Below are 26,282 nucleotides of genomic sequence, written 5' to 3' on the forward strand. Positions count from 1 at the left end.
CGCGCAATGCGCGCTTATGCCCCGCACTGCATTACGTTTCGGCAATCTGGTAGCGCAACTTTTCCGAGTCGTCCTGGCGAAAGCCAGGACCCATTACCCCAGGGAGACCTTTTGTACGAAACCGCCAACCACTAGTCTTCGCGCGAACCAAGACCGGTGGGTATGGGTCCTGGCTTTCGCCAGGACGACGTTGGGGGCACAGTACAGCGCTCGCAATGACGGAGATTGTGGCGGCCATACTCCACCGCTCACGGCAGCTCGTACACCACCATCTTGTCGGCGATGCCGCGCAGCGCGGCCTGTTTCTGGATCGGCTTGATCGACCATTGCTCCAGGATCCTGGCGACCGCCGGCGCGTCCAGCACGGGACCGGTGATGTGGATTTCCTGGGCCATCGACACGCTCTGCACGCGCGCGGCAATGTTGACGGTGCGGCCGAAATAGTCCTGCCGCTCGTTGAGCATGACCGCAAGACAAGGCCCCTCATGAATGCCGATCTTGAGAACGAGATCTGCGGAGCCGCGCTTCTTGTTCAATTCCTCCATTGCGGAGCGCATGCGCAAGCCGGCGACAAGCGCGTCCTCCGGCTTGACGAACGTCGCCATCACGGCATCGCCGATCGTCTTCACCACGGCGCCCTTTTCGGAGGCGATGATCTCGAGCAGCGCATGGAAATGCGCCCGCACGAGGTCGAAGGCGGCGAGATCCCCGACGCGCTCATAGAGCGCGGTCGAGCCCTTCAGGTCGGTGAACAGGAAGGTCAGCGAGGTGATCTGCAGGCGCTGGTCGATATTGAGATTATCCGCCTTGAAGACATCGCGAAAAGTCTGGTTGGACAGCATCCGCTTGGCGGTGAGGAACGGTTTGCGCTTGCCGATCAGGTGATGCAGCGCCTCGGCCGCGATGAACACGGTCGGCAGCACACGCACGCCGGCCTGGTTGTCCAGGGACAGCCGCAGGGGTCCGGGCCGCAAGGTCGTGGTCCCCGTCGGGGCCTGCACCTTGTTGTACATGATCGCGAGCTGCTGACGCTCCTTGGTCGGCTCGCCCTGGACATCGATGAAATGCGCGGCATGCGTCACCGGCTCGAACACGATGATGAAATCGTTCGGAAGCTGCAGCGACATCGTCGCCTTTTCACCGGCCGGAAGTTCGAGCGTGTCGAGCGTTACCTCATTGGCGAGGGTCGCGAACGACTCCTTGTTGAAGTCGACGCCCGAGCTCCAGAACATCTGCTTGAAATAATCCCACACCGAAAGCAAGTCGGGATCGTGTGCCGCGATGCGCCGCACGCGCGGGCTGACCGTGAACGAGACCTCGACCGCTTCGTCGACGGACGCCTTGTAGCCGCAGGCGCAGAGCGCGCAGTGATAGTCATCGGGTCGCAGCGCCTTCAGCGTCGTGTGTGCGCCGAGCACGCCGCCGCACCCCGGACACAGGACGTTCCAGCTCAGGTCAAACAGTCCGAGCCGCGCCGAATGCAGGAACGCGGAGATGACCCGCTCCTCGTCGAAGCCATACTGCCTGGAGAAATCGATGGCGTTGATGCGGTTGAGCTCGTGATCCTCGCCGCGATCGATCAGCCGCTCAATCTGGTCGACTACCTTGGGCTCGGCGGTCTGCTTGAGAACCGAAAACTGCGCCTGAATGTCGCTCATGTCGCCTCATCTAGTGTGTCGGCGCAGCGATCCCAAGGACCGGCTCGTCACCGTGGCGTGATACGGAACATGGGAGGATGGTCCGGTTGCGTCGTGACGACGCCGACGGGAATAACGGGACCGGTGTCGACCAGCTCAACACGGAATTCTCCGATCAGCCGCGCCAGGGCCAGCACCGACTCGGCTTGCGCAAAAGGCGCGCCGATGCAGACGCGCGGACCGGCGCCGAACGGCAGGTAGGCGAAGCGGTCGGGCGGGGTCGCCGACATGAAGCGCTTGGGAATGAAGGCGTTGGGCTGGTCCCAGAGCTTTTCGTGCCGGTGCAGAAGCCACGGCGCGATCATGATGATATCGCCCTTTTCGATCTCGACGCCCGCCGCGTTGTCCTTGTCGAGTGCCGCACGCGCGATCAGGAAGGCCGGCGGATAGAGCCGCATGGTCTCCTCGATCACGGCGCGGGTGAATTTCTGCCGGTCGATATCGGTTATGTTGTCAAGGTGCTCGCCGCGTGTCTCGGAGGCGACTTCCTCCTGGGTTTCGGGATCGAGCGCCAGGAGATAGAGCGCCCAGGACAGTGCCGTCGCGGTCGTCTCGTGACCCGCCAGGATCATGGTCGCGACCTCGTCGACGAGTTGCGCATCCGAAAAGCCCTTGCCGGTCTCGGGATCGCGCGCTTCGTCCATGAGGTCGAAGAGATCGCGCGGCGGCGCGCCCTCGTTCTTGCCGGCGGCGCGCCGCTCGGCGATCAGCGTCGCGACGAACGCGGTCCAGCGCTTGCGGAAACGCGCGCGCGCAAAATCCATCGGGCTCGGCCAGGACACCGGCAGCAGCATGTCGAGGAAATACGGCCGGCCCAGGCGCTGGCCGTACTCCATGACGAAATTGCGCAAGGTCGCGCCGTGCTTGTCCATGCCGAACGAGAACATCGTCCGCCCGGCGATCTCGAGCGTCATCCGCTGCATGATTTCGCGGAGGTTGAGGACCTCACTGGTCTTCGTCTTGAGCTTCGCGATGGTCTCGTCGAGCACCGCCGTCATGTGCGGAACGAGGTTGGCGGTGGCGTGCGGCGTGAACGCAGGCGCCAGCGTTCGGCGCTGATGCCGCCAGGGCTGTCCTTCCGCGATCAGCAGACCCTCGCCGAGCACCGGACGCAGCATCCGGATGCCGGCCGGCGTGCGCGTATAGTTCTCGTAATTGGTGAGCAGGATGTGCCGGATCGAGTCCGGCCGGTTGAGGATGAAGCTGTTGTGCAGGAAGAAACGGCCCTTGATGACGTCTTCCTCGTAGGCGCGCTGTGCCCACGTCGCGATCATGTTCTTGCGGATCACCGCAACGCGGCGGAGGAACGGCATGCCCTCCGGCGCACGCGGCGGGGTCGGCGGAATGATGGGCCGGCGCACCTTGGCGACATTCATGGGCTCTCTCCCCGCATATCCACCGCACCCACAGAGCTAGTAAGTCAGCTCGGCAATCGCAATCCTGTTCTCGGCGGCCGGCCAGGCCCGGGCCACGATCCGTTCTTCGTTGAACTCAGCCACGACGTTACGCCCGACATCTGTGGCCGGAAGCCGCAGGGTTGCTGCCGTATCCGTTGGCACGCCCGGCTTGACGTCCGCCGGCTCCTTGCCGTCGAACAGCACGATGTCGCGCGGCAGGCCGAAATAACCGCGCGGCCGTGACAGAATCAGGACTGCACCGGCCCCGGCATCGGGCGGACCGAGCGGGCGGGCGGCGCGCAGGTGCACCACGTCCGACGAGCGCGGAAAGGGCGAGCGGTAGATATGCGTCGTGGGCGCGGTCGGCGAGGTCAGGACGAATTCGAGCGACCAGGTCGGGTCAACCTGCGCCGGCCCCCAGCGGCCATCGGCGGCGGTCTTTGAGCCATGCACCGCACCGCCCTGGCGCTCGCCGCTGGCGGGATCGACACGAAACACCTCGACGGTGGCGCCCTCCACGGGACGATTGGTCGGCACGCCACCGGGCGTTCCCATCACCAGCCCGCTCAACTTGACGCTGCTCTCGGGCGTGATCGCGATGCGGTCCGGCTCGCGGCCAGCGATGAACTTGTAGATCTCGCGGAAGGCGCGCGGATGAAACGCCACCTCCTGATGATCGAGCGTGCCGAGCACGAGATTGGTGGCGCCTTTCAGTTCCGGGCCCTCGGCAGTGACATTGGTGGGCACGCCGGGCTTGCCGATGAAGCGGCCGTCGGCCTGCGCATATTTGTCCATGCCGTCGCTGCGCAGGGTGAGGAAGGCCGGCCCCGGCGTTACCTCGCTCTCGCCCTCGTTCAGGCCGCGCAGGAACGGCCCACGGCCGTTGAACTCGCTGCCGAGCACATCATCGCTAGCCCAGACACCGTGATTGGGCGTGCCGCACAATACGGCGTGGCTGACATCGCCGGCGCCGCCGTTCTTGATCACGTTGCGGATGGCGTAGCCGCCGCGCGAGCTACCAACCAGCGCGACGCGCGACGCACCCGTGCGGCGCTTCAATCCGGCGATGGCGGCGGCGAGCTCCCGGCGCTGGTCCTCGGTCGAGGAGCGGTTGGGCTGTTCGACGCTGTCGGCGTCCCGCGCATTGGGATCGGTGAAATTGATCGCGAGCATGCGCTCGCGCGCAACGCCATTGGACTCCATCCGCCATAATGTCGTCATCCAGAGCGCGCCGTAGGCGCCGTTGCCGTGCACGAACAGGATCGGCGGCACCTCGGCAGCGGCTGGCACTGCGGGCGTGGTTTGCCCCAATGCAGGCGTCCGCAAGCTCGCAACCGCGAAGGGCAGCGCGCTGGCGCCCTGCAAGATCGTCCGTCGCGATAGTTTCATGTCGTTCCCCCCGGCAAACCACTCGGTTGCACCGCTTATAGCCGTCTAACCACTGGACAGCGAAGGACTTTCGCAGGCATCACTTGGCCCAGCAGGAATCGCCGAACCATTTCTCGCAAGCCATTTGGAAGGGGATATGACCGAGCAGCCGAAACGCCAGAAATTTGCCAATGACGGCATCGCCGCGCCCCTGCGGTATACCGTATTCCGGCGCATCTGGCTCGCCAGCCTGCTCTCCAATCTCGGGCTCCTGATCCAGGGCGTGGGCGCGGCCTGGGCGATGACGCAGATGGCGGCATCGGCCGACAAGGTCGCGCTGGTGCAGACCGCGCTGATGCTGCCGATCATGCTGATCTCGATGCCGGCAGGCGCCATCGCCGACATGTATGACCGCCGCATCGTCACCCTGATCTCGCTCTCGATCGCGCTGGTCGGCGCATCCGCGCTCACGATCCTGGCCGGGCTCAAGCTCATCACCCCCGAAACGCTGCTCGCCTTCTGCTTCATCGTCGGCAGCGGCAACGCGCTGTTCGGCCCGGCCTGGCAGTCCTCCGTCAGCGAGCAGGTGCCGCCGGACTCGCTGCCATCGGCGGTGGCATTGAACGGCATCAGCTACAACATCGCGCGCAGCTTTGGCCCCGCGATCGGCGGCGTCATCGTCGCTGCGGCCGGCGCGGTGGCGGCCTTTGCCTGCAACGCCATCCTCTATCTGCCGCTGCTGGTCGTGCTGCTACTGTGGCGACGCAGCACCGAACCATCGCGCCTGCCGCGCGAAAAGCTCAACCGGGCCATGGTCTCCGGCGTGCGCTACATCACCAATTCACCGCCGATCAACATCGTGCTGACGCGCACGCTGGTGATGGGCCTGATCGGCGGCGCCATCATGGCGCTGATGCCATTGGTCGCGCGCGACCTCCTGCATGGCGGCGCGCAGACCTACGGCATCATGCTCGGCGCCTTCGGCATGGGCGCGGTGGTCGGCGCGCTCAACATCCACGAATTGCGCAAGCGCATGAGCGGTGAATCGGCGATCCGCGCCTGCACGATCTCGATGGCCTTTGCGATGGCCGCGATCGCGCTCAGCAGCGAGCCGGTGCTGACCGCGGCAGCTCTCGTGTTGGCGGGAGCGGTGTGGATGGCGTCGGTGGCGCTGTTCAACATCGGCGTGCAGCTCTCGGCGCCGCGCTGGGTCGCGGGCCGCTCGCTGGCCGCATTCCAGGCCTCGATCTCCGGCGGCATCGCGATCGGCGCCTGGGGCTGGGGCCATCTCACCGACTATGCCGGCGTCGAGACGGCGCTGCTGGTTGCCGCCGCCTGATGCTGATCTCGCCGCTGCTCGGACTGTGGCTGGCAATGCCGCGAGTCGGCGCACGCAACGAGGACGCCGAGGTGCTCGCCGATCCCGAGGTGAGGCTGTCGCTGACCGGGCGCAGCGGGCCGCTGGTGGTCGAGATCGAATATCGCGTGGCGCAGGAGAATGCGCGCGCCTTCCACAATGTGATGCAGGACGTGCAGCTCAGTCGCCAGCGCAACGGCGCCTATGGCTGGTCGATCGCGCGCGACATCGCCGATCCGGAATTGTGGACCGAACGCTATCACTGCCCGACCTGGCTCGATTATCTGCGCCAGCGCAACCGCTCGACGCAGTCCGAGCGCGCGCTGCATCAGCAGGCGATCGATTTCCACATCGGACCCGAGCCAGTGCGTATTCGCCGCATGCTCGAGCGCCCATTCGGCTCGGTGCGCTGGAAGGAAGAGACACCGGACCGCAGCAGCGGCGAGGTGCTGCCGGTCGTCGCGACCGCGGCGGGGAGCAGCACTTAATTTTTCACCGAAGCCGTAGCCCGAATCTTACTTCTGTCATTCCGGCGCGCGCCGTCAGGCGCGAGCCCGGAATGACAGCGATGACTACTGCCCGTGCTCGGTCAGCACCTTGTCGCAGGCCTTGCTGAGGCGGGTGCGATTCTGCTTCAGGCAGGCGAGCACGGCCGAATCACCATTGTTCATCACCGAACGGCAGAAGCGCGAGACGTCGCGGGCGCAGGCATCGTGGCCCGGCTGCTGCTGCGCCGACGCACTCGATGCGATCAGGACCAATGGAAGAATCAAAAGAAATCTGCTCATCGCGCAATGCCTCATACCCGAAACGATAGGCGGGCGAAGCTAGAGCGATGGTTCCCGCGCTGCAACGGCTTTGTTGATGAGCCGTGCCGGCGAGAGGCGCGTGGCCCCGGTCCGGCACCGGGGCACTTCGCGAGGGAGCTCAAGGGCGATGAGGCATCATCGCCACGCAAGCGGCACTTGTCTTAGTGCGCGCTTTGCTGGACGTCGGCGACCTTGCGCGACGGCGCCTTGGCGAGGTCCTTGTCCATCACGGCGCGGCAGCCGGGGCTGAGATCGGTGCGATGCTTGATCATGCAGGCGGTGATCGCGGGGATGTTGGGGATTTCCGACGAGCACAGGCGGAAGGCGTCACCGGTGCACATCTGCTGCGCCTCGGCGGTGTAGGCAAAGCTTGTCGTCGTGGACAGGATCGAGACGAAAGCGGCAAAGCCCAGCGCCAGGCTGGCGTCGCGGATTTTGGACGAGAACGACATGGTCATTTGAGGCTCCCATTGGTGCCGCCGTTGGGCGGGATGCGTTAACGGGACCTACGATGATCCGGCAAAACCGTTTCCACTGTGATGACGGTCACGACCGGCCCGCTGACTGTGACATCGGTCACTTTGGCGCACCCCGCTGAAATTCCTCCGCAACCGCCGTCGTGTTGGTGTCACGTTAACTGTTCCTTCGCATTAATGGCTCGGCGCGGGGAAAAACCGCTGGTTTGGTTGCGTATTTGGAAAGAGTAGCGATGCGTAATGCGTTAGGCCTGATAGCGGCCAGTGTGATTGCGGCGGTCGTGATCGCCGGAGGTTGGTTCTTCTATTCCTCGCGCGCCGAACAGGCCGCTCCCCAGACGATGGCGGCCCGCGCGCCGGAGCCCCTCCCGGCCTCGGCGAAGCTTGCGGCCAGGGACGATGTCGAGACCACGGCGGCACTGTCGGGCAGGCAGGTCGCGGCTGCGGCCGCGCTGCCCGCGCCGGCGCCAGCGATGCCGGTTCAGCAGAAGTCCACCTGCACCAATCCGAACGCGCTTGGGGTTGCCCGCGTGGTCGAGATCGATACCACGGGCGGTCCGGGCTTCGGCTTTGAGCACTTCAAGCAGTTCGACTTCCTCACCGACAAGGAGGTCGTGCTGACCTTCGACGACGGTCCGTGGCCGAACAACACGCCGGCCGTGCTGAAGGCGCTCGCCGACGAATGCACCAAGGGCCTGTTCTTCGCGGTCGGCAAGCACGCGACCTATCACCCCGAGATCCTGCGCCAGGTGCTGGCCCAGGGCCACACGGTGGGCACGCACACCTGGTCGCACGTCAACCTGAACAGCAAGAAGATGACGGAGCAACAGGCCAAGGACGAAGTCGAGAAGGGCTTTAGCGCGGTGAAGTTCGCGCTCGGCACCAACCCCGCGCCGTTCTTCCGCTTTCCCCAGCTTCAGCACAATCCGGCGATCGTGAGCTATTTCGGCACCCGCAACGTGGCGATGTTCTCGACCGATCTCGACTCCTTTGACTTCCGGAAGGAAAGCACGCCGGACAAGATCGTCAGCAACGTGATGACCAAGCTCGACAAGCTCGGCAAGGGCATCATCCTGATGCACGACTTCCAGAAGCACACCGCCGAAGCGCTGCCGACGCTGCTCGCGCGCCTGAAGGCCGGCGGCTACAAGGTCGTGCAGATGAAGGCGAAGACGACGTTCCAGACGCTGCCGGAATATGACGAGGCGCTGCTCAAGGATCTGAAGGTTCCGACGTCGAGCGCGCGTCCGATCTCGAGCGTGGTGCAGACGGTCTCGCAGTAAGCTTCGGCAGATCAAGGCTGCTTAAATTGAACGTCATGGCCGGGCTCGTCCCGGCCATTCGCGTTTTCTTGGTCCGTCATTCCGAGGCACGCGCAGCGTGAACCCGGAGTCTCGAGATTCTCAGGTGCGCAATTGCGCACCTTAGCTCGATGCTTACGCATCGCCCCGGAATGACGGAGCAGGCGGTGGAGTGCCGCTTCACCAATAAATGCCGTGGCGATGCAACTCGCTGATGATGCGGCCTTCGGTCCAGTAAGGCTTGCGCTTCGGCTTGTCGGTCTTCGCGGTGGACTTGGTCGTGCTTGCTGGCGCCTGCGTCGTTGCGGACGTCGAGCTTGTGGCTGCCGTCGTCGCAGGTGTCGTGGACACGGCCGCGGGCCGGTCGACATATTTCGGAGCTTCGGTGGGCTTTGCGGCCTGCGGCGCCGTGGTGGTCGTGGTCTGCTGCGCGGCCGGATCATCGGCGGAAGCGAGCGCGAGCCCACGCGAACCGGCGGCCTGAGCGGACGCGGAGGCCAGAACCATGGCCGCAACCAGAATGATCTTGCGCATGTGTGTCTCCCGTTCTGAGCGTCACGGGACGCTAGGACAAGTCGGCACGGCGTTACGTGACGTGGGTCACGCAAGCGGACGTCGCTGCATCATTGGCCGGAATCTTTGTTCGGGCGCCCCCGGCCCCGATCTAGTCTGCACTGAACGGCACCGATGCGCGTCCACGCACCGACCAGACGGTGAACTGATTGCTCCCGAGCCCCCCAAGCTCGCCATCGACCGAGAACCTCGGGCCGGCTCCCAGTGTCACGCCGACGCCAGTCGTGACGCGCGCCGACCAGCCTTGCAGGAACTGGGTCGGCTGCAACAGCGGCCCGACCGGCAGCGTCGCGTCGTCGCGGTTGAAGTAATAGTCGGCGTAGAGGCCGACATAAGGCGTCAGCTTGACCGTGGTCGTCCATAGCCAGGGATACATGATTTTTGCGCCGGCGCTCGCGCGGCCTTCCGAGAAGGAGCGTGAGCTCTCCGTGACGCCGAAGTTGTCCGTGTAGGCGTCTTCGCGCTCCCACAAGGCATAGACCTTGAGCGATGGCTCAATCTCGAAGCCGTAGTGCGTCTTGTAGACGCCGATCAGCGACGCCGTCGCGAGCCAGCGTTGCCCCGGGAACGTCGCGGATGCGGTGCCGGCGACGCCATTGTAGCTAATTCCCGAGCGCGCCAGGCTGGCGTCGAATCGCATGCCCGACAGGAAGCGCCAGCCGAAATATCCGCCGGCCGTCCACCCGTCACCCTTCAATCGGCCGTCGAGCAGCTGCGAGGTGTAGTCGAAGTTCTCATAGCCGCCGAATGCGCCGATCAGAATATCCGTCGTGAGGCGATGCGATATTCCGAACAGCGCATTGATCTGTCCGCCACGGATATCGCCGGTCTGCTGGCTGGTATTCCAGTCGCTGCCGCGTATGTCGGCCCAGGCCAGCCACAACGGTGGTGCGAGCACCGGCGGCATCCCCTTGTTCGGCGGGGGCTGCAGCTCGCAGCCGAACTTGAAGCGCAGGCCGCCGCCGTTCGCCTTGACCGGCATCTGCGGGCCCGCGCAATCGGTAAAGCCATCGGCAATCGCCTCATCGACTGCGCCAGAGACCGCGGCGCCCGAAGCATGGGCCTCGATCTTGGTGACGGTGAGTTGCAAATCGCGCAAGCGCCCGCTGTCCGCCGGCACGCTGATGGTGATGGAGGCACTCGCAGTGTTGCCTGTTCCGCCGTTCGTGGACGTGACTGGGTCGGTGACGTTGGTCAGCGACCCGACGGTCGTTCCCGTCACGTTGACCGAAAACGTGCAGGACGCGGCGGCCGGGAGCGTCGCACCCGTGAGGCTGACGCTGCCGCCGCCTGCGGTCGCCGTGATGGAGCCGCCGCCGCACGAGCCGGTCAGGCCGTTTGGGCTCGCAACCAGGAGCCCGGCCGGGAATCTGTCGGTGAGCGCGACGCCGGTGAGCGCCGAGCTGGGGTTGGGATTGACGACGGTGAACGTTAGCGAAGTTATGCCGCCCGTCGAAATCGACGCGGCGCCGAATACTTTTTGGACACTCGGAGAGAGCGACGTATTGACCGTGAGCGTCGCGCTGGCGCTGTCTCCGGTCCCTCCGTTGGTCGAACTGATCGGTGAGCTCGCGTTGACCTTGATGCCGGCGGTCGTGCCGGTCACGTTGAGCGAGATCGTGCAGGATGAGGCGACCGCGAGGGTGGCGCCCGAGAGGTTGACGCTGCCGCCGCCGGCTGACGCGGTGAGGGTGCCGCCGCAGGAGTTGGTCAGGCCGCTGGGGCTCGCAACCAGGAGCCCGGCGGGAAACGCGTCGGTGAACGCGACCCCCGTGAGCGCCGTCGAAGCATTGGGATTGCTGATCGTGAAGGTGAGCAACGACGTACCGCCGACTGCAATCGATGCTGGCGCGAAGCTCTTGGAAATTCCGGGAGGAGCCAGTGCGGTCACCTGGAGCGACGAACTGGCAGTGTTGCCGGTCCCTCCATTGCTCGAGGTGACGTTGGAGGTGGTGTTGACCTTGGTGCCGGTGGTGGTGCCGGTTACGATGAGCGAGAAGGTGCAGGCCCCGCCTCCCGTAATGTTTGCGCCCGCGAGCGCGATGCTCGTGCCTGTCGTCGTAAGCGTGCCGCCGCATTGTGCGATGCTGGCAGCCGGAACAGTGAGCCCGGCCGGCAGAGCATCGGTGAAGGCTACCCCGGACAGCACCAGCACAGGGTTGGGGTTGATGATCGTGAAGGTAAGCACCGATGTGCCGCCGAGCGGAATCAGTGAAGGCGCGAAGCTCTTGGCAATCGCAGGCGGAGAGGTCACGCCCACCGCGAGCGCCGCGCTGGCGTTGTCTCCGGTTCCTCCGTTGGTTGAGCTGACCGGTGATGTGCTGTTGACCTTGATCCCGGTGGTCGTGCCGGTCACGTTGAGCGAGATCGTGCAGGACGAGACCGCCGCGAGGGTGGCGCCCGAGAGGTTGACACTGCCGCCGCCGGCAGGCGCGGTGAGGGTGCCGCCGCAGGCGTTGGTCAGGCCGCTGGGGGTCGCAACCAGGAGCCCGGCGGGAAACGCGTCGGTGAACGCGACGCCCGTGAGCGCCGTCGACGCATTGGGATTGGTGATCGTGAAGGTGAGCGACGATGTGCCGTTGACGGCAATCGATGCTGGCGCGAAGCTCTTGGAAATTCCAGGAGAAGCCAGTGCGGTCACCTCGAGCGACGCGCTGGCGGTGTTGCCGGTCCCCCCATTGGTCGATGTGACCGCCGAGGAGTTGTTGACCTTGGTGCCGCTGGTGGTAGCGGTCACGGTGACCGAGAAGCTGCAGACCCCGCCTCCCGCAATGCTTGCGCCCGCGAGCGCGATGCTCGTCGCGGTCGTCGTAAGCGTGCCGCCGCATTGAGCGATGCTGGCAGCCGGAACAGTGAGCCCGGCGGGCAGAGTGTCGCTGAACGCGACGCCCGTGAGCGCTGCCGAAGCATTTGGATTGGTGATCGTGAAGGTGAGCACCGATGTGCCACCAAGCGGAATCGATGAAGGCGCGAAGCTCTTGGCGATTGCGGGGGGCGAAGGGGTCGGCGCCGCGTCAACGGTCAGGTGCGCCGTTGCATTGTTGCCGGGCCCCTGGTCCGAGGAGACCTTGACTGAGTTGTTCTTCTGGCCGGTGGCGGTGGCGGTCACGTTGACAGCGACGGTGCACGTCTGGTTCGACGCCAAAGAGACGTTCGCCAAGCTGATGCTGGTTGCACCGGCCGTGGCCGTCACATTGGAGGCATTGCAGGAGGCGTCGGAGCCGGTGACGGTCAGACCGGTGGGAGTGGCGACAACAAGTCCGCTGGGCAGAGCGTCTGTGAAGTTTACGCCGGTGTTTCCAAGAGTGGCGCCAGTGACGGTGAACGTCAGCGTCGTGCTGCTGCCAACCGTGATCTCCGATGCGCCGAACGACTTGTCGATCGTCGGCGTATTCTGCCCGCGCACCTGCGCAGACCCCGGGCTGGCGGACAGAAACGCGATCAGCACGCCCATGACTGCCGCCCACACCGTCGCGCGGCAGCGCAATCTCTGCGCTGCCGTCGCAGCAGCGTCCACGCGAGGCGGCTTCGAAAACCAACGGATCGCAAGCGCCGCGACGAGAGATCGCGCAATGGGGCACAACCCGCACTTCATCGCCGCCCTCAAGGACAGTTGTCACGCCGGCAAAGGCAATAACGAAAGGTCGGGACGCGTCAGTCGGTTCGGCCGCTAGAATGTTTCAATTGCGCGCGGACCACCGTGAACGGCGAAGCCGCGCCAAGTTCAAAGCTCAGATTGCAATCTACGAACACCACAATCCTCGGAGGAACGGCCACAAATGCGGCAAACGACCAAGGCGGTGCAAGTTTCACGATGACTGTTGCCACCGCGCGACGCAGCGGACAGCGACGCTGACCGAATCTGGAGGCTGGTCTGGACGTGTCTGGATGAGAAGGTGTGCCGCAAGAGGGCATCACACTATAGGAATAAGCTATTGTTCAAACTAGCTAATTTCTGTGCGATTTTGGCTGAATGCCAGCATGAATGCCAACAATTTTCGTGGCCTCGGGCGAGCGACAGCGAAAAGTTTTCATTCGCGCTGCGGCAGCAACAGTGTGCGAATCAGCGTCTCAGAGTGGTGAGCATGGTGGTTCGCTGAGGGTACGGACCGGTGAATCGTGAGGTTCCCCCGCCCAAGTGAAATCAAGTTTTCCCCGCTTTTTGGACCTCGATAGCAGGGTACTGGTCGACAAGAAGATTAAGGGGGGTATCGCCCTATGCCGACCAAAGACAGTTTTGATCCGGACTATCCTTTGCCTCTCTTTCTCGCCGATGAACCTGAGCAGCAGGGTATCGGGAAAGCGTGGGAAAGAGCAGCTGTTATCTCGTCGCGAGTTCTTAAGGCGAGTATTTTGGTTGCAACGGCGACAGCGATCGGTATCGCGATTCTATCGGTGGGAAATCCAGTGACGCTCTTTGCGGACGTCACGGCTTCCATTGCGGACGTCACGGCTTCGCTGGTCGACAAATCGGCGCTTCAGCCTGGCACCGACCGGTCGATGTCAACAATTCAATCTACCGCCGATGCTCAGGCCTTGCCGCCGACCGCAAAGGACGCGCCGACCCGCGACGAAGTGGCTGCGGTCTCTGAACCCGCCGGTCAGAGTCAGCCTGGCACCGACCGATCGACGTCAACAATTCAATCTACCGCCGATGCTCAGGCCTTGCCGCCGACCGCAAAGGACGCGCCGACCCGCGACGAAGCGGCTGCGGTCTCTGAACCCGCCGGTCAGAGGCAGACGGAAAATAGTGAGGTGCCATCTGAAACCCTGTTTAGGCAATTCCAAGCTTGGATGGCCGAGCAAGATGCGCAGGCACAGGTCGGGCCAGTACAGCCCGTTCAAGATGCGCCGGCACGGGTTGCGGAAAATGCCCGAGCACCGCTTCGGTCCATGCAAAGGCACCAACACGTCAGGCCCGTCCACCATGCCCGGGCAGAGATACAGCCCGTGCAAAATCCGCAAAAAAAGATCCGGCGGGAGCAAACTGCACGGGTACAGGTCCCACCCGCACAAGACGCCCGAGCACAGGACCAGTCTGCGCAAAATGCCCAGGCACCGTCGTTCCTACCAATCTTCGGTTGGCGCAATTAGACCAAGCAGGAAGTGCCTTTGCCCAGGCCTGCAGCACGGCGCGCTTAAGGCGATGGGCCAGAACCCAGACGGCAACCAGCGGCCTCCGCAGGGGCTCCTAAGGGCGTTGGTACTTCGGTGCCCCTGCCCCCAATATTTTCCGAAAGTGGACACCGCCCTGTGAAGTCCGGCACAGGCTTTGGCTTTAGCCCAAACTTTTTGAAGCCAGGGGTGGGGGCGCGCCTGGAAATGGTACCATGCCCCCAAGGGGGCCCCAAGGCTGGCCCTGATGTCGTTGACGATGGCCCCCCAGGTCCGCTGCGAATTCAGTCATACCGGGCGCCAGCATCTCATCCTTCTGGAAGGTGCGGTCGGTGCGGTAGTAGCTTGTAATGGATTCGTCGCTGTTGCCCGCAAGCTCAGTCGCGAAAAGCCTCAAATAAAAAAGCCCCGGCGCGATGCCGGGGCTTTCAGGACGTTCAAGTCGGGAGAGATCAGTACCTCGGAATGACCGGGCCGCCCCAGTTGAAGCGATAGACCAGCGAGGTCATAACGGTCTGAGTGATGAGCCTGTCACTGCTGAAGAAATTGGTGGACAGGCCAGTCGCGATAACATTCTCGAAGCGATCGGTCCGGTTATACTCGGAGACGCGATACTCGGTCTTCCAGGTGAGGTTCGGAATCCAACCGCTCTGATACTCGACACCGCCGCCAAGGAACCAACCCTGGACCGTGCGGCCCGGAATCACGGTACCAAGGAAGGTGTTGTTTATTGGGGTGAAGAAGTTACCAGTGCCAGTCAGATGGGCTTCAGTGTAGCCGCCGGAGAAGTAGGTGAGGGTGTTCGGATTCACGAGCCAGCCGATGCGGCCGCCTACAGCCCACTGAGAGTTCACCTTCTCCTGCGCGGAAAAGAAGGGGGAAACGATACTGGGGCGATCACCCCTCATGTCGGACCAATAGTAATCAGCCAGGACGCCGATCACGAACTGACCCGTGCCGAAGAACCCGCCTCCCCCGCCGAGCCCGAACTGATAGTCGCAGCCGCCGCCGCCGCCGGCCAGCCAGCCCTTCCCGGCCACGTTCACGTTCGCGCCAGCAACAAAGTCCGTACCGGTGACGGGGTCCCTGAAGCGGCTATTCGTTTCGTTGTCGTAGAGGCCGTAACCAACACTGCCGGCGATGTAGCAGCCGGTCCAGTTGGCAACCGGAGCAGGAGGCGGAGGCGGAGGCGCCTTGACGGCCATATCAGCAGCAAATGCCTGCCCCGTGAGCGCCGCTGTCGCGGCCAGTGCGAGCACCAATTTCCTCATGGTAATCCCCAATAGTTCGCGTCAAAGTTGATCACGGTGGAGGGCGTTCCGCACCGATTCCCAAATTTCAGTTCGGCAGCTATACGCATTTAGTGCGGCAACTATACGCATTTCTCGATATAAGGCTGTCGCTCGGAGGCCACAGTCACCCTTAATCAACGGGGGGCAGCCCATGTCGGATCGGAAAGCAGACGCCAAACTTTTCAGAGATAATCCGGAGGCAATCGCGGCCTATCTATCTGACGCATTTGAAGAAAATGACATCGATGTTATCTTGATGGCAATGAATCGGGTAATGCGGGCTCAGAACGTACAAGCTTTGGCACGGGAGTCCGGGCTGCGTCGCGACAAGCTTTACGTGACATTTAGCGGAGAGACAGAGCCTTTCCTTTACCGGGTCATGGCTCTCCTTAACGCCCTCGGCGTGGGCCTCACCGTAAAGGCGAGACCACCTCGCCCGATACCGCCTCGACCGAAACTGGGGCGTCCTCGAAAACGCTCCGCGGGCGCGCCGGTTGATTAGATTTGGCAACTTCGCAATCAGCTAAGACGGCCCATTCTTAAGCCGGTCCTCCACCCGACACTCCGGTGCGGGGCCGAATTTGGTAGCGACCGGGGCGGACTTCGATGAATGCACCCTCCTGCTGTAACCGCGGCGGCGGCCACCTTTAAGTCGAGCAGTTTGAAATTGGGTTGGTCAGGGCATAGGCGCAGGGGCCCGGCTGGCAATATGGGACCCGCAGATTTCTCGTCGTATCCCATTGACGAAATCACATGATGACTATTGGCGCGCCTTCACGGCAGGCAGGCACGCGAGGCAAAAAGTCCGTAGCTCAGTGCTTGGGTATTTTCAAAATGTTGGCATTGAAAATGTTGGCATTGAGAGAATCGCCAACGTACCGATGCCAACAAAACTGCCAACGGTTGTTCCGGCTGTCAAAGAACGCCGACGCACTGCCAAGAACAGGATTATCAAAAATAGTAATCGTTTCAGCGCTTTAAGCGCTAAAAACGACAGGCGGCGAACGCTGGTGAAGGAGAAGTGGTGCCGCAAGAGGGACTCGAACCCCCGACCCCGTCATTACGAATGACGTGCTCTACCAACTGAGCTATTGCGGCGGACCCTTGACGGCCCTTGGGGGCCTATCGGCCCCCGGACGCGCGCGCTCCTGATATCGGGCATGGCCCGAATTGGCAAGGACAAGCCGGGCCCAACTTGCCGATCAGCGTCCCCAGCGGGACCAGAAACCCCGCCAGCCGCCGGCCTGGGCCTTCGGCGTGCCGATTTGTTCCGTAAATTCATCGCTCGGCCCCTCGTCATCGATTCCGGGGTCATCTGGCGCACGGATGATCGGGATAACGGCAGGAATTGGCGAAAACGCCGGCTTGCCGAGGTCGGTACGGGCGCGGAACACGGGCGTAGCCGCAATGGGGGCCGATTCGGCGGGCTCGGGCGCCGGTTTGGCCAGCTCATTGGCCGCCGTGACCGGCTTAGGCGCTTCGGACACCTTCATGTCGATTGTCTTGGCGTCGTTCTTGGCTTCGTTCTTGGCTTCCGGCGTCCTGACCTCCGAAGGCTTGACCTCCGAAGGCTTGACCTCCGAAGGCTTGACCTCCGAAGGCTTGGTCTCGGCAGGCTTGGTTTCCAAAGACTTGTTTTCCAAAGACTTGGTTTCCAAAGGCTTGGCTTCCAAAGGTTTGGGCGCGGGCGGCAGATTGTCCTGCGCGGCCGGCGCAGGCGCTGGCTGGACCGGTTCCAGCGCCTCGCTGCTGACGATGATCCGCTTCGGCGGCGGGGCAGCCAGCATGGCCTCCTCGAACGGGGAGGCCTCGATCGTCGTGCCCTTGTCCGAGGGCAGGCTCGCAACGGGCGCCTGCCATTGGAAGGCGTCGAGCCGGCCGGTGACCGGCGAAACCGGACGCCAGCGGTTGCTGACATAGCCATCGGCCGTCCAGGCCGGGTCGTGACGGGCGCGCACGGCGCGCAAGGTCCAGGCCCGCGCACGGCCGCTGTCGCCATGCTCGGCGCGCTCGATCTCCGCCATCAGGAGCGCAACCCGCTGGGTCGGATCGTTGATGAGCGGCGCCAGCGCCTCGCGGGCGCGGACGAATTCGGATGCGTCGATCGCGGCGCGCGCGAGCGCGAGCTGGCCCTCGACATGACCGGGCGACTTGGCCGCCAGCGTCTCGATCCGCTGCAAGCGCTGGCGCGCGGAATCGCCGAGCTTCACATGCGCATAGGCATCGGCGAGATCGGGATGCGGATGCGAAAGCCAGGCGGCTTCCACGAGCTTCATGGCGCGGCGCACCTGATGCGCCTCGCTCTCGAATTTCGCTGCGAGCGCGGCGGCCGGCACCAGGGTCGGCGCGAGCTTCACCGCCTCCATCACGCTCTCGCGCGCGACGTCGCGGTCCATCGTCTCGAGCTCCAGCGCGCGCGCCGTGAGCAGAACGCCGCGCTGCCGTCGCCATGCCTTCTTGTCGATCAGGCCGGCCGAGAGATTTGAATCGAGGATCGCGAGCGCGCCGCTCCAGTCGCTGCGCGCGCAGCGGAAACCGAGCACCGCCTGCGAGGCCCAGGTCGAGGACGGCGACAGCTTGATGGCCTCCTCGGCGATCATCACCGCGGAAACTGCATCATCGGCGCGCTGTGCCTCGATGAAAAGGCCGCGCAGGCCGAGGAGCCGCGTATCGGGACGCTCGGCCATGGCGCGGAAGGCACGCTGCGCCTCGTCGCGATTGCCGTCGAGCTGCGCCGACTGCGCGTGCAGGAGCAGCGCCAGCGGATCGTCCGGCGCATGCCGCCGCGCCGCATCCGCGTGGCGGCGCGCGAGCGCGGTGTCGCCGTGGCCGATCGCCAGCAGGCCATGGGTGATGGCGTGGCGGCCGCGCGCATGGCGCTTCTCGTGACGACGGCGACGCATCCGCGCCGGCGTTCGCCAGATCCCGCTCAAAATGCTCCAGGCGAATATTGCCGCCACCGCAACAAGGCCGAGCCCGAACGCGAACACCGGCACTGTCGTCGTGGCGCGTAAGTTGCCCCAGGTCAGGATGACATCGCCGGTCTGATCGGCAACCCAGGCCCCGCCGGCCGCGGCAAGTGCGATGAGGATGAGGAACGATACGACGCGAAGCATGGTGATCCCTTCAGGCGCAGTCTATTGCGCGGGTTTGGCGAGATCCGCCATGGCATCGTCGGCGAATTTGCGGGACGCCGCGAGCGCGGCATCGCGCGCATCGGTCTTGTCGAGCCAGGCCTTTGCGGCTTCGCGATCGGCTTCCGGCAAGGTCTTCAGCTCGCGCCGCGCCGTGTCGAAATCGTTGCGCAGCGCCGCCGCGGTCACCCGCGCGACGATCGCGCCGCGATCATTCCCGACGCCGTCGGTGCGCTCGATGCGGACCAGCTTTGATGCCCCCGCCTGAAGGCGATCGACGATGCCGCCGCTGCTGGCCGGCGCTTCCGCCGGTGGCGACAACTTTGGCACGATGTTGAGGAGCTCGCGGCTCAGCAGCACGGGAGACGGAATGCCGACGGATGCGAACGTCTCGAGCGGCTTCATCGCCTGCGGATCAGGCGCGAAGGATTTCGCTGCCGCAAGCTGCGCTGCATAGCCATCGCCGTGACGGACCGCGACGTCGAGCAGTGCCGCCGCAACGACGCGACGCAGCGCCTTGTCGTCGGTGGACTTTGCATCGGCGATCTTCTCGCCCTGCTGTGCGCGCTCGGCACGCTCGGCCTTGATGGTGCGCTCGAGCTGCGCGATGCGATCGGTGATATCAGACAGATCCGGCGCGGCAGCCGCGTCGCGCGGCGCGGACTTCACGTCGTTCAGTGCACTGCCGAGCTTGTCCGATTGCGTGCGCAGGCTCGCGATGTCGCTGCGCAAGGCGGTGACCGATTTGTCCAGCGCGTCAAGCCGCGCCGCTGCGGCCGGGTCTGCGGCAGGTGCCACTGATTTGTTGACCTTGGTCTCGACAGTAGCGAGGCGCCCGCTCAATGCATCGACCGTCGCGGTCGCGACCTGCGGCGCCGCCGATGGCGCCTGCACCTGGGGCCAGCCCAGCATCCAGCCGACCGCGATCACCAGCGCGGCTGCAACCGCGCCCGACAGCGGCGCGATGACCCAGGGGGACACCGGCTTGGACGTCGGAGGCACCGCGGCCTGGGCCTCGGCGCGTTCCGGCTCGCCTCCTGGCTTGGCGGCTTCGGGCTCGGCTGCTTCGGCCGCGGCCGATTCGGCTATGGCTGCATCGGCCTCGGCCGGCTCCGGCTCATCGGCCGGCTGCTGCGGCTGGGTGGATACCTCGGTCGCCTCGAGATCGATGGTGGGCGGAGTGCGCTTGGCACGACCGGACTCGGGGGCCAATCCTGCGTCTTCAGGCTTGTCTTCGGCCATCGTGACGTTTCCTCACACTTGCAAGCGACGTACTCGGACCGGCCCCCAAAGTTGAAGGATTCGGCCCGTTCTCTTACGCCAAACGGGTGCGCAAAGCACGCGCCAAGGTCTCAAATAAGGCATTCTCGTCCGGCGCGGCCGCGACCGCAACCTGCGTCGCGCCGGCCTCGCGGAGCACGCCGGCGATGCTCTCCGACAGGCAGCACTGCGGAATCGACAGCGCGGAGATCTCGACGCCCTCGTCGCGCGCCGCATCCAGGAAGGCGCGCGCGCTGCGCCGCGAATAATGCAGGACGGCCCGGATGCCATGGGCGACAAAACCTTCGCAGACCTCGCGCGGCAGATGCTTGACCGGCACCATGCGATAGATGGTTTGCGCGACCACGTTGAATCCTTCCGCACCCAGCTCGGCCGAGAGATCGCGCGACAGATCCGCGCCCGCGAGATTAAGCAGCGTGCTCTTTTTCTTCACGACCTTGTCGCGCGCGCCTTGCAGCACCTTGTCTCGAAGGGCCGCCCCGTCCCCGCCGGCGACGATCACCTTTTCAAAGCCGGCCTCGCGGGCAGCTGCGGCCGTGTGCTCGCCGACCGCGAACAGCGGCAGCTTCGATAGACGAAGCTCCGGCAATTGCGGCGCGATGGCGCGGATTGCATTGGCGGACGTGACGATGATGCCGCTATAGCTTGCCTCGCTTTCGTCGTGAAACGCGACCGGCTCGAACTTGAGCGCCGGCGCGAGCAGCACCACATGACCCTGAGCACGCAGGCTTGCCGCGGTGGCCTCATTGTCGGGATGCGGCCGTGTGACAAGAATGGCCATGATCTCTATTCTCCGGCGCACCGCGACCTGGTGTTCCGGAAGTTGCAAGGCGCGATTGCCTTTGGCGACCCCGGAATGCTACCGGACGTACCAGAACTCTGCTTTGCGGAAGAGCGCAAGGGCGCAAATTGGATAACAATTCGCCAATGCTGGTATTGGGCATCGAAACCACCTGCGACGAAACCGCCGCAGCCGTGATCGCGCGCACAAGTGATGGCGACGGCAAGATTCTCTCCAACATCGTGCGCTCGCAGGTCGAGGAACACGCCCGCTTCGGCGGCGTGGTGCCGGAGATCGCCGCGCGCGCCCATGTCGATCTGCTCGACGGTATTATTGACCGCGCCATGACAGAAGCCGGCATTGGCTTCGCCGAATTGTCGGGGGTCGCCGCCGCGGCCGGTCCGGGACTGATCGGCGGCGTCATCGTCGGACTCACCACGGCAAAGGCGATCGCGATGGTGCACGACACCCCGCTCGTCGCGGTGAACCATCTCGAGGCGCATGCGCTGACGCCGCGGCTGACCGATCACCTCGAATTCCCCTATTGCCTGTTCCTGGCTTCGGGCGGCCACACCCAGATCGTCGCCGTGGTCGGCGTCGGACAATATATTCGGCTCGGCACCACCGTCGATGATGCGATCGGCGAAGCCTTCGACAAGGTCGCCAAGATGCTCGGGCTGCCTTATCCCGGCGGTCCGCAGGTCGAGCGCGCCGCGGCAGACGGCGATGCGGCGCGATTTGCGTTTCCGCGGCCGATGCAGGGACGCCCGGACGCTAATTTTTCGCTGTCGGGACTAAAGACGGCGGTGCGCAACGAAGCGAGCCGGATCATTCCGCTCGAGCCACAGGACATCAGCGATCTCTGCGCGAGTTTTCAGGCCGCGGTGCTGGATTCGACCGCAGACCGCCTGAGCATGGGCTTAAAGCTGTTCCGCGAGCAGTTCGGTCCGCCGCAGGCACTCGTCGCGGCCGGCGGCGTCGCCGCCAATCAGGCGATTCGCGGCGCATTGCAGGACGTTGCTGAAGCGGCCGGGACGCGGCTGATCATGCCGCCGCCCGCGCTCTGCACCGACAACGGCGCGATGATCGCCTGGGCTGGCGCGGAGCGTCTCGCGCTCGGCCTCACCGACACGATGGATGCCCAGCCCCGCGCGCGCTGGCTACTCGATGCCAACGCGACGGCGCCCAAAGGCTACGCCAACACGCGCGCAGGATTTTAACGATGACATCCCTCCAGTCCGTTGCGGTGTTCGGCGCGGGCGCCTGGGGAACGGCGCTGGCGACGGTCGCTGCACGGGCGGGAAGAACGGTGACGCTGTGCGCTCGTAATTCCGAGCACGCAGGCCGGATTGCATCGTCGCGCGAAAATCCGCGGCTTCCTGGCGTGAAATTGGCTCCCGACATCGTGGTGACGAGCGAGCTGGCGCTCGCGGCGCGCGCAGACATGCTGCTGATCGTGACGCCCGCGCAGCATCTGCGCGGCGCGGTCAACACGCTGGCGCCGCATCTGACCAAGCCAACTCCGGTCGTCGCCTGCGCCAAGGGCATCGAGCACGGCACCCATAAATTCATGACTGACGTGATCGCGGAAGCCGCGCCGCTCGCGCTGCCTGCGATTCTGTCGGGACCGAGCTTCGCCGACGACGTCGCGCGCGGCTTGCCGACGGCGGTGACGCTGGCCGCGACAGACGATCAGCTCGCAAGCGCACTGGTGCAGGCGCTGGGCTCGCCGACATTCCGCCCCTATCACTCGACCGATGTGCGCGGCGTCGAGATCGGCGGCGCCGCCAAGAACGTGCTGGCGATCGCGGTCGGCATCGCGGTCGGGCGCAGGCTCGGCGCTTCCGCGCAGGCCGCATTGACCACGCGCGGCTTTGCCGAACTCGCCCGCTTCGGCCGTGCGCTCGGCGCGCGTAGCGAGACGCTTGCAGGCCTGTCCGGCCTCGGCGACCTGATCCTGAGCTGTTCAAGCCCGCAGTCGCGCAATTTCGCGCTCGGGCTCGCACTCGGGCGCGGCGAGACGCCGCCGGCCGGCAAGCTCGCCGAAGGCGAGTTCACCGCACCCGTGCTGATCGAACTCGCGTCTTCGCAAAACATCGAGATGCCGGTATCAGAAGCGGTGGCGGCGATCCTGAGCGGCAAGAGCACGATCGACGCCGCGATCTCAGGGCTTTTGACGCGCCCCTTCAAGGCAGAGGAATGAACATGGCGTACTGGCTGGTGAAATCCGAACCGTCCGTCTGGTCCTGGGACCAGCAGGTCGCCAAGGGCGCCAAGGGCGAGGCCTGGACCGGCGTGCGCAACTTCACCGCGCGGCAGAATCTCGTGAACATGAAGAAGGGCGACAAGGCGTTCTTCTATCATTCCAACGAGGGCAAGGAGATCGTCGGCATCGCTGAAGTCATCAAGGAGGCCTATCCCGATCCGACCGACAAGACCGGCAAGTTCGTCTGCGTCGACATCAAGGCCGACAAGCCATTGAAGACGCCGGTGACGATGGCCGCGGTCAAGGCCGACAAGAAGCTCGCCGACATGGCGCTGGTGAAATATTCGCGCCTCTCGGTGCAGGCGGTGACCGCGGACGAATGGAAACTCGTCTGCAAGATGGGCGGGTTGTAGTTGCTGCCGTAGCTCGAGTTGCAGGGTGGGCAAAGCGAAGCGTGCCCGCCTCTCCTTTCGCCTTACGGCAATCAACTTTCCGGCAGCGCGAACACTTCGCATGGCGCGGCGATGCCGCGCAGCCGATGCATCCCGAGCGAAAGCAATGGCGTGTCGGTCTCGGCGGCCAGCGCACCCGACACGAGAACTGTCTTGCCGAGCGGCTTACACAATCCCTCGAGCCGGCTCACCAGGTTGACGGCCGAACCGATCGCGGTGAAATCCAGCCGATTGGCGGCGCCGATATTGCCCCACAGCATCTCGCCGAGATGAAGCGCGGCGCCGAACGACAGCGACGGCAATCCCTGACGGCGCCGTTCGTCATCCAGATGAACCATGCCGGCGCGTGCCGCGGTCGCCGCGCGCAAGGCGGCGTCGCAGGCACGACGCGGCGAACCATCAACCACTGGGAAGATCGCCAGCACGCCATCGCCGATGAATTTCAGCACCTCGCCGCCAAAGGCGTGCACCGCGCCCGCGATGCGATCGAACCAGGCATCGAGCGCCGAGATGACCGCGGCCGGCGGATTGCCTTCGGACAGCGCCGTGAAGTCGCGCAGATCCGCATAGAGCAGTGCAGCCTGGATGGTTTCACCGAGATCGCGGCGCAGCGGCGCGGCCAGCACGCGCTCGGCGCTGCGCCGGCCGAGATAGGCTTCGAGCGCGGCCGCCAGCGTGGCCCGTACGGCGAGCACGGCGAGCGGCGCGGCAGCAAAGCGCGCGGCTTGCTGGAGATCGTCGATCTCGCGCGGCGTGAACGGGCGCGGCCCGATCCAGCCGAGCAACGGCCCTTCCTGGCGCCGTCCGATCACGTCTTCGTGGACGATGCCGGCAGCGAGTCCGCTCAGCCAGCGCCGGCCGGCATCGTTGCGTGGTGCAAGTGCGGCAGCCCCCGGTGCAAAGCCGAGGGCTTCGACGACCTCGCCGCTCTCGGCGCGCCACAGCCAGGTTCGCTGTGCGATCAAGGGATGCGGGACGTCCAGGGTCAGGCTGCCCGCGATGAGCGGCAATCCATCCGCAACCAGATGCGCGCCGAGATTCGCGAGCAACCGGTCGGCGCCCGTGGTCTCGGCGGCGGCATCGACGAGCCAGGCGAGCGTCGAGGATAACTGCATGACGCGATCATGCGGTCTGCGCGCCATTTTTGTCACGGCCTATCGTCGATGGCGGGCCTTGAAGAGGCGCTGTAGTGGCGCCATCTGCCTAGTTCAACCTGGGAACCGACGCCGATGACTGAGCCATTCATAGTCCGCCGCGAGACCCATATCCCGGCCCCGCGCGCCACTGTCTTCGCTTATCTCGCCGACCCCGACAAAATCGTGAACTGGATGGGCTCGGAGGCAACGTTCGAGACGCAGCCTGGCGGGCTTTACCTGCTCAAGGGTATTGGTCAGCGCGGCGGCGTCGCCCGCGGCGCGTTTCGCGAGGTCGTGCCGGTGCACCGGCTCGCCTACACGTTCGGTTGGGAGGGCGGCCAGGAAGTGCCGCCCGGCTCGAGCCTGATCGAAATCGATCTGATCGAACGCGATGGCGGCACGCTGTTGCGCATGACGCACAGCGGCCTGCCGACCGCAGAACAATGCGAAGCCCACAGCAAGGGCTGGGCCCATTATCTGGGCCGGTTGAGCCTCGTGGCCGGGGGCCGTGATCCCGGACCCGATGTGATGAAGCCTCAGGGCAAGATGTAGCGGGCCTTACACCGCGGCCGTCGCCACCACCTGCGCCAGAAGCTGCTCGCGCCTGGCCTGCGAGCGTTGCCCCTTCATCGTCGCAGCAAAACGCTCGAGGATGCCGTCTTCGAACGCGGTGACGATGGTGTCGTGGACGTAGCTCCTGCGGCAGATCGCCGGCGTGTTGGAGAGCTTGTCGGCAGCGGCGCGGATCGCGTCCAGCACCTGTCGCTTGCGGCCGCGCTGGCTGGTCGCCGGCGTGATCCGCGACAGCGATTCCACGACGACGGCCGAGGCCATCAGCGTGCGAAAATCCTTCAGCGAAATTTTGATGCCGGCGATCTCGCGCAGGAACGCGTTTACCTGCGTGGTGTTCACCGAACGCACCGTGCCGGAGGCATCGCGATACTGGAACATGCGCTTGCCTGGAACACCCTGCAGAATGCCAATGGCGCGAACCAGCTTGGCCGCATCGCATTCCTTCCGCACCGCCTTGCCGCCCTTGGCCTTGAAGGTCAGCACGAAGCAGTCGTCTTCCAGCGTGACGTTGGACTTCAGCAGCGTGGTGGCGCCGCGGGTGCCGTTGAGGCGGGCGTAGGATTCATTGCCGGGACGGATCGCGGTACGGGCGATCAGCTCGATCACCGCCGAGAGCGCGAACTCGCGCGTCGGCTCCTCGCCCGACAGGAACGCCGAGACCTTGCGCCGGATCTTCGGCAGCGCGCCGACGAGCTTTTCCAGGCGATGCGCCTTGCGCTGCTCGCGGACCTTTTCCCAGTCGGCGTGATAGCGATATTGCAACCGCCCGGCGGCATCGCGACCCACCGCCTGGAGATGCGAGCTCGGATCGGCCGAGTAGCGCACCTCGCGATAGGCCGGCGGCACCGCCATGGCGTGCAGCCGGCGGATGGTGCGGGCGTCGCGGATATGGGCGCCGTTGGGACGGACGAAGGAATAGCCCTTGCCGCGCTTGATGCGGCGGATGGTCAGCTCGTTCTGGTCGCCAAGCCGCAGGCCCAATTCCCGAGCCAGCGCCTCGACCGAGGTCGCGGGGGCCGTATCGTAGGTCTTTTTCGGGGTGGGACGCCTGAAACCGGTCGGTTTGGGCCATTGTCCGAGTGCTTTGGCGAGCGCAATAGCGGCGGGATCGGCTGAAGCGGGCCGCATCGTCCCGAAATTCTGCTGATCCATCATAGTGTTACGCCTTAGCTCCGCCTGTTGTCGGACAATGCTGTTGTTTTGATTTTTGTTCCGTTGGGTCTCGCTGGACCCCCGGTCAGGCCATTTAGGAGGTTCCGAACGGCATTGCGAGTCCCGAATCAGTGACGAACGGTTGCCAGATACCTCTTTCCGGTGCATGGAGGGTCTGCGTT

General features: G+C 64.8%; 21 protein-coding genes, 1 tRNA gene and 1 pseudogene. 8 read left to right on the forward strand and 15 right to left on the reverse strand.

Going from position 1 to position 26,282, the window contains the following annotated elements; translation table 11 throughout:
* Nucleotides 1–248: 248 nt before the first annotated feature.
* From NLN62_RS17280 to NLN62_RS17290, 3 genes are read right to left on the reverse strand one after another with little or no spacing between them, the layout of a single operon-like run.
* On the reverse strand, nucleotides 249–1,658 hold the full coding sequence (locus NLN62_RS17280; RefSeq protein WP_254109588.1) for an adenylate/guanylate cyclase domain-containing protein: 1,410 nt from the start codon (nucleotides 1,656–1,658) through the stop codon (nucleotides 249–251).
* A 47-nt stretch (nucleotides 1,659–1,705) separates the two neighbouring features.
* On the reverse strand, nucleotides 1,706–3,073 hold the full coding sequence (locus NLN62_RS17285) for a cytochrome P450 (RefSeq protein WP_254109590.1): 1,368 nt from the start codon (nucleotides 3,071–3,073) through the stop codon (nucleotides 1,706–1,708).
* A 36-nt stretch (nucleotides 3,074–3,109) separates the two neighbouring features.
* Entirely contained in the window at nucleotides 3,110–4,483 is a 1,374-nt protein-coding gene (locus tag NLN62_RS17290; RefSeq protein WP_254109592.1) for a hydrolase, read from the reverse strand.
* A gap of 136 nt (nucleotides 4,484–4,619) precedes the next feature.
* Here NLN62_RS17290 and NLN62_RS17295 point away from each other — a divergent pair.
* Nucleotides 4,620–6,307: pseudogene (locus NLN62_RS17295) on the forward strand (MFS transporter).
* A gap of 84 nt (nucleotides 6,308–6,391) precedes the next feature.
* Here the strand turns inward: NLN62_RS17295 and NLN62_RS17300 are convergent.
* Both NLN62_RS17300 and NLN62_RS17305 read right to left on the reverse strand, forming a co-directional pair.
* Nucleotides 6,392–6,607 (reverse strand): hypothetical protein, encoded by a 216-nt coding sequence (locus tag NLN62_RS17300; protein WP_027523441.1) that lies wholly within the window; start codon nucleotides 6,605–6,607, stop codon nucleotides 6,392–6,394.
* Nucleotides 6,608–6,789: 182 nt separating this feature from the next.
* Nucleotides 6,790–7,086 (reverse strand): hypothetical protein, encoded by a 297-nt coding sequence (locus tag NLN62_RS17305; RefSeq protein WP_254109594.1) that lies wholly within the window; start codon nucleotides 7,084–7,086, stop codon nucleotides 6,790–6,792.
* Nucleotides 7,087–7,337: 251 nt separating this feature from the next.
* Between NLN62_RS17305 and NLN62_RS17310 the strand changes: the two genes are divergently transcribed.
* Complete coding sequence (locus NLN62_RS17310) at nucleotides 7,338–8,387, forward strand: polysaccharide deacetylase family protein (protein ID WP_254109596.1); 1,050 nt, start codon at nucleotides 7,338–7,340, stop codon at nucleotides 8,385–8,387.
* 198 nt (nucleotides 8,388–8,585) lie between these two features.
* Here the strand turns inward: NLN62_RS17310 and NLN62_RS17315 are convergent, their stop codons facing one another.
* The gene (locus NLN62_RS17315; protein ID WP_254109599.1) at nucleotides 8,586–8,939 is read right to left on the reverse strand and encodes a hypothetical protein; all 354 of its coding nucleotides are present in this window, start codon (nucleotides 8,937–8,939) and stop codon (nucleotides 8,586–8,588) included.
* A 130-nt stretch (nucleotides 8,940–9,069) separates the two neighbouring features.
* Nucleotides 9,070–12,495: an autotransporter domain-containing protein gene (locus NLN62_RS17320; protein ID WP_254109601.1), complete on the reverse strand. Its 3,426-nt coding sequence runs from the start codon at nucleotides 12,493–12,495 to the stop codon at nucleotides 9,070–9,072.
* Nucleotides 12,496–13,196: 701 nt separating this feature from the next.
* Between NLN62_RS17320 and NLN62_RS17325 the strand changes: the two genes are divergently transcribed.
* On the forward strand, nucleotides 13,197–14,072 hold the full coding sequence (locus NLN62_RS17325; protein WP_254109603.1) for a hypothetical protein: 876 nt from the start codon (nucleotides 13,197–13,199) through the stop codon (nucleotides 14,070–14,072).
* Between the two features lie 473 nt (nucleotides 14,073–14,545).
* Here NLN62_RS17325 and NLN62_RS17330 read toward each other — a convergent pair whose 3' ends face one another.
* Nucleotides 14,546–15,364: an outer membrane protein gene (locus tag NLN62_RS17330; protein WP_156944350.1), complete on the reverse strand. Its 819-nt coding sequence runs from the start codon at nucleotides 15,362–15,364 to the stop codon at nucleotides 14,546–14,548.
* Nucleotides 15,365–15,536: 172 nt separating this feature from the next.
* On the opposite strand from NLN62_RS17330, the gene NLN62_RS53485 reads away from it, so the two are divergent.
* Nucleotides 15,537–15,887: an addiction module antidote protein gene (locus NLN62_RS53485; RefSeq protein ID WP_084801465.1), complete on the forward strand. Its 351-nt coding sequence runs from the start codon at nucleotides 15,537–15,539 to the stop codon at nucleotides 15,885–15,887.
* Between the two features lie 327 nt (nucleotides 15,888–16,214).
* Here the strand turns inward: NLN62_RS53485 and NLN62_RS17335 are convergent, their stop codons facing one another.
* From NLN62_RS17335 to NLN62_RS17355, 5 genes are all read right to left on the reverse strand, one after another.
* Entirely contained in the window at nucleotides 16,215–16,418 is a 204-nt protein-coding gene (locus NLN62_RS17335; RefSeq protein WP_156944349.1) for a hypothetical protein, read from the reverse strand.
* Nucleotides 16,408–16,483 (reverse strand) — tRNA-Thr (locus NLN62_RS17340). The genes NLN62_RS17335 and NLN62_RS17340 overlap by 11 nt, the downstream gene beginning before the upstream one ends.
* 104 nt (nucleotides 16,484–16,587) lie before the next feature.
* Nucleotides 16,588–18,501 (reverse strand): heme biosynthesis HemY N-terminal domain-containing protein, encoded by a 1,914-nt coding sequence (locus NLN62_RS17345; protein WP_254109606.1) that lies wholly within the window; start codon nucleotides 18,499–18,501, stop codon nucleotides 16,588–16,590.
* A 21-nt stretch (nucleotides 18,502–18,522) separates the two neighbouring features.
* A complete protein-coding gene (locus tag NLN62_RS17350; protein ID WP_254109608.1) occupies nucleotides 18,523–19,761 on the reverse strand; it encodes a COG4223 family protein in 1,239 nt (412 codons plus the stop codon).
* 73 nt (nucleotides 19,762–19,834) lie between these two features.
* The gene (locus NLN62_RS17355) at nucleotides 19,835–20,581 is read right to left on the reverse strand and encodes a uroporphyrinogen-III synthase (RefSeq protein ID WP_254109610.1); all 747 of its coding nucleotides are present in this window, start codon (nucleotides 20,579–20,581) and stop codon (nucleotides 19,835–19,837) included.
* Nucleotides 20,582–20,727: 146 nt separating this feature from the next.
* On the opposite strand from NLN62_RS17355, the gene tsaD reads away from it, so the two are divergent.
* From tsaD to NLN62_RS17370, 3 genes are read left to right on the forward strand one after another with little or no spacing between them, the layout of a single operon-like run.
* Entirely contained in the window at nucleotides 20,728–21,801 is a 1,074-nt protein-coding gene (gene tsaD / locus NLN62_RS17360) for a tRNA (adenosine(37)-N6)-threonylcarbamoyltransferase complex transferase subunit TsaD (protein ID WP_254109612.1), read from the forward strand.
* Between the two features lie 2 nt (nucleotides 21,802–21,803).
* On the forward strand, nucleotides 21,804–22,784 hold the full coding sequence (locus NLN62_RS17365) for an NAD(P)H-dependent glycerol-3-phosphate dehydrogenase (protein ID WP_254109613.1): 981 nt from the start codon (nucleotides 21,804–21,806) through the stop codon (nucleotides 22,782–22,784).
* A 2-nt stretch (nucleotides 22,785–22,786) separates the two neighbouring features.
* Complete coding sequence (locus NLN62_RS17370) at nucleotides 22,787–23,200, forward strand: EVE domain-containing protein (protein ID WP_027523428.1); 414 nt, start codon at nucleotides 22,787–22,789, stop codon at nucleotides 23,198–23,200.
* Nucleotides 23,201–23,271: 71 nt separating this feature from the next.
* Here the strand turns inward: NLN62_RS17370 and NLN62_RS17375 are convergent, their stop codons facing one another.
* Entirely contained in the window at nucleotides 23,272–24,354 is a 1,083-nt protein-coding gene (locus tag NLN62_RS17375) for an adenylate/guanylate cyclase domain-containing protein (RefSeq protein WP_254109615.1), read from the reverse strand.
* Between the two features lie 114 nt (nucleotides 24,355–24,468).
* On the opposite strand from NLN62_RS17375, the gene NLN62_RS17380 reads away from it, so the two are divergent.
* A complete protein-coding gene (locus NLN62_RS17380; protein WP_027523426.1) occupies nucleotides 24,469–24,927 on the forward strand; it encodes an SRPBCC domain-containing protein in 459 nt (152 codons plus the stop codon).
* A gap of 6 nt (nucleotides 24,928–24,933) precedes the next feature.
* Here NLN62_RS17380 and NLN62_RS17385 read toward each other — a convergent pair whose 3' ends face one another.
* The gene (locus tag NLN62_RS17385) at nucleotides 24,934–26,103 is read right to left on the reverse strand and encodes a DNA topoisomerase IB (RefSeq protein ID WP_027523425.1); all 1,170 of its coding nucleotides are present in this window, start codon (nucleotides 26,101–26,103) and stop codon (nucleotides 24,934–24,936) included.
* Between the last annotated feature and the right edge of the window lie 179 nt (nucleotides 26,104–26,282).

The organism is Bradyrhizobium sp. CCGUVB23 (assembly GCF_024199885.1).
GTDB lineage: Bacteria > Pseudomonadota > Alphaproteobacteria > Rhizobiales > Xanthobacteraceae > Bradyrhizobium.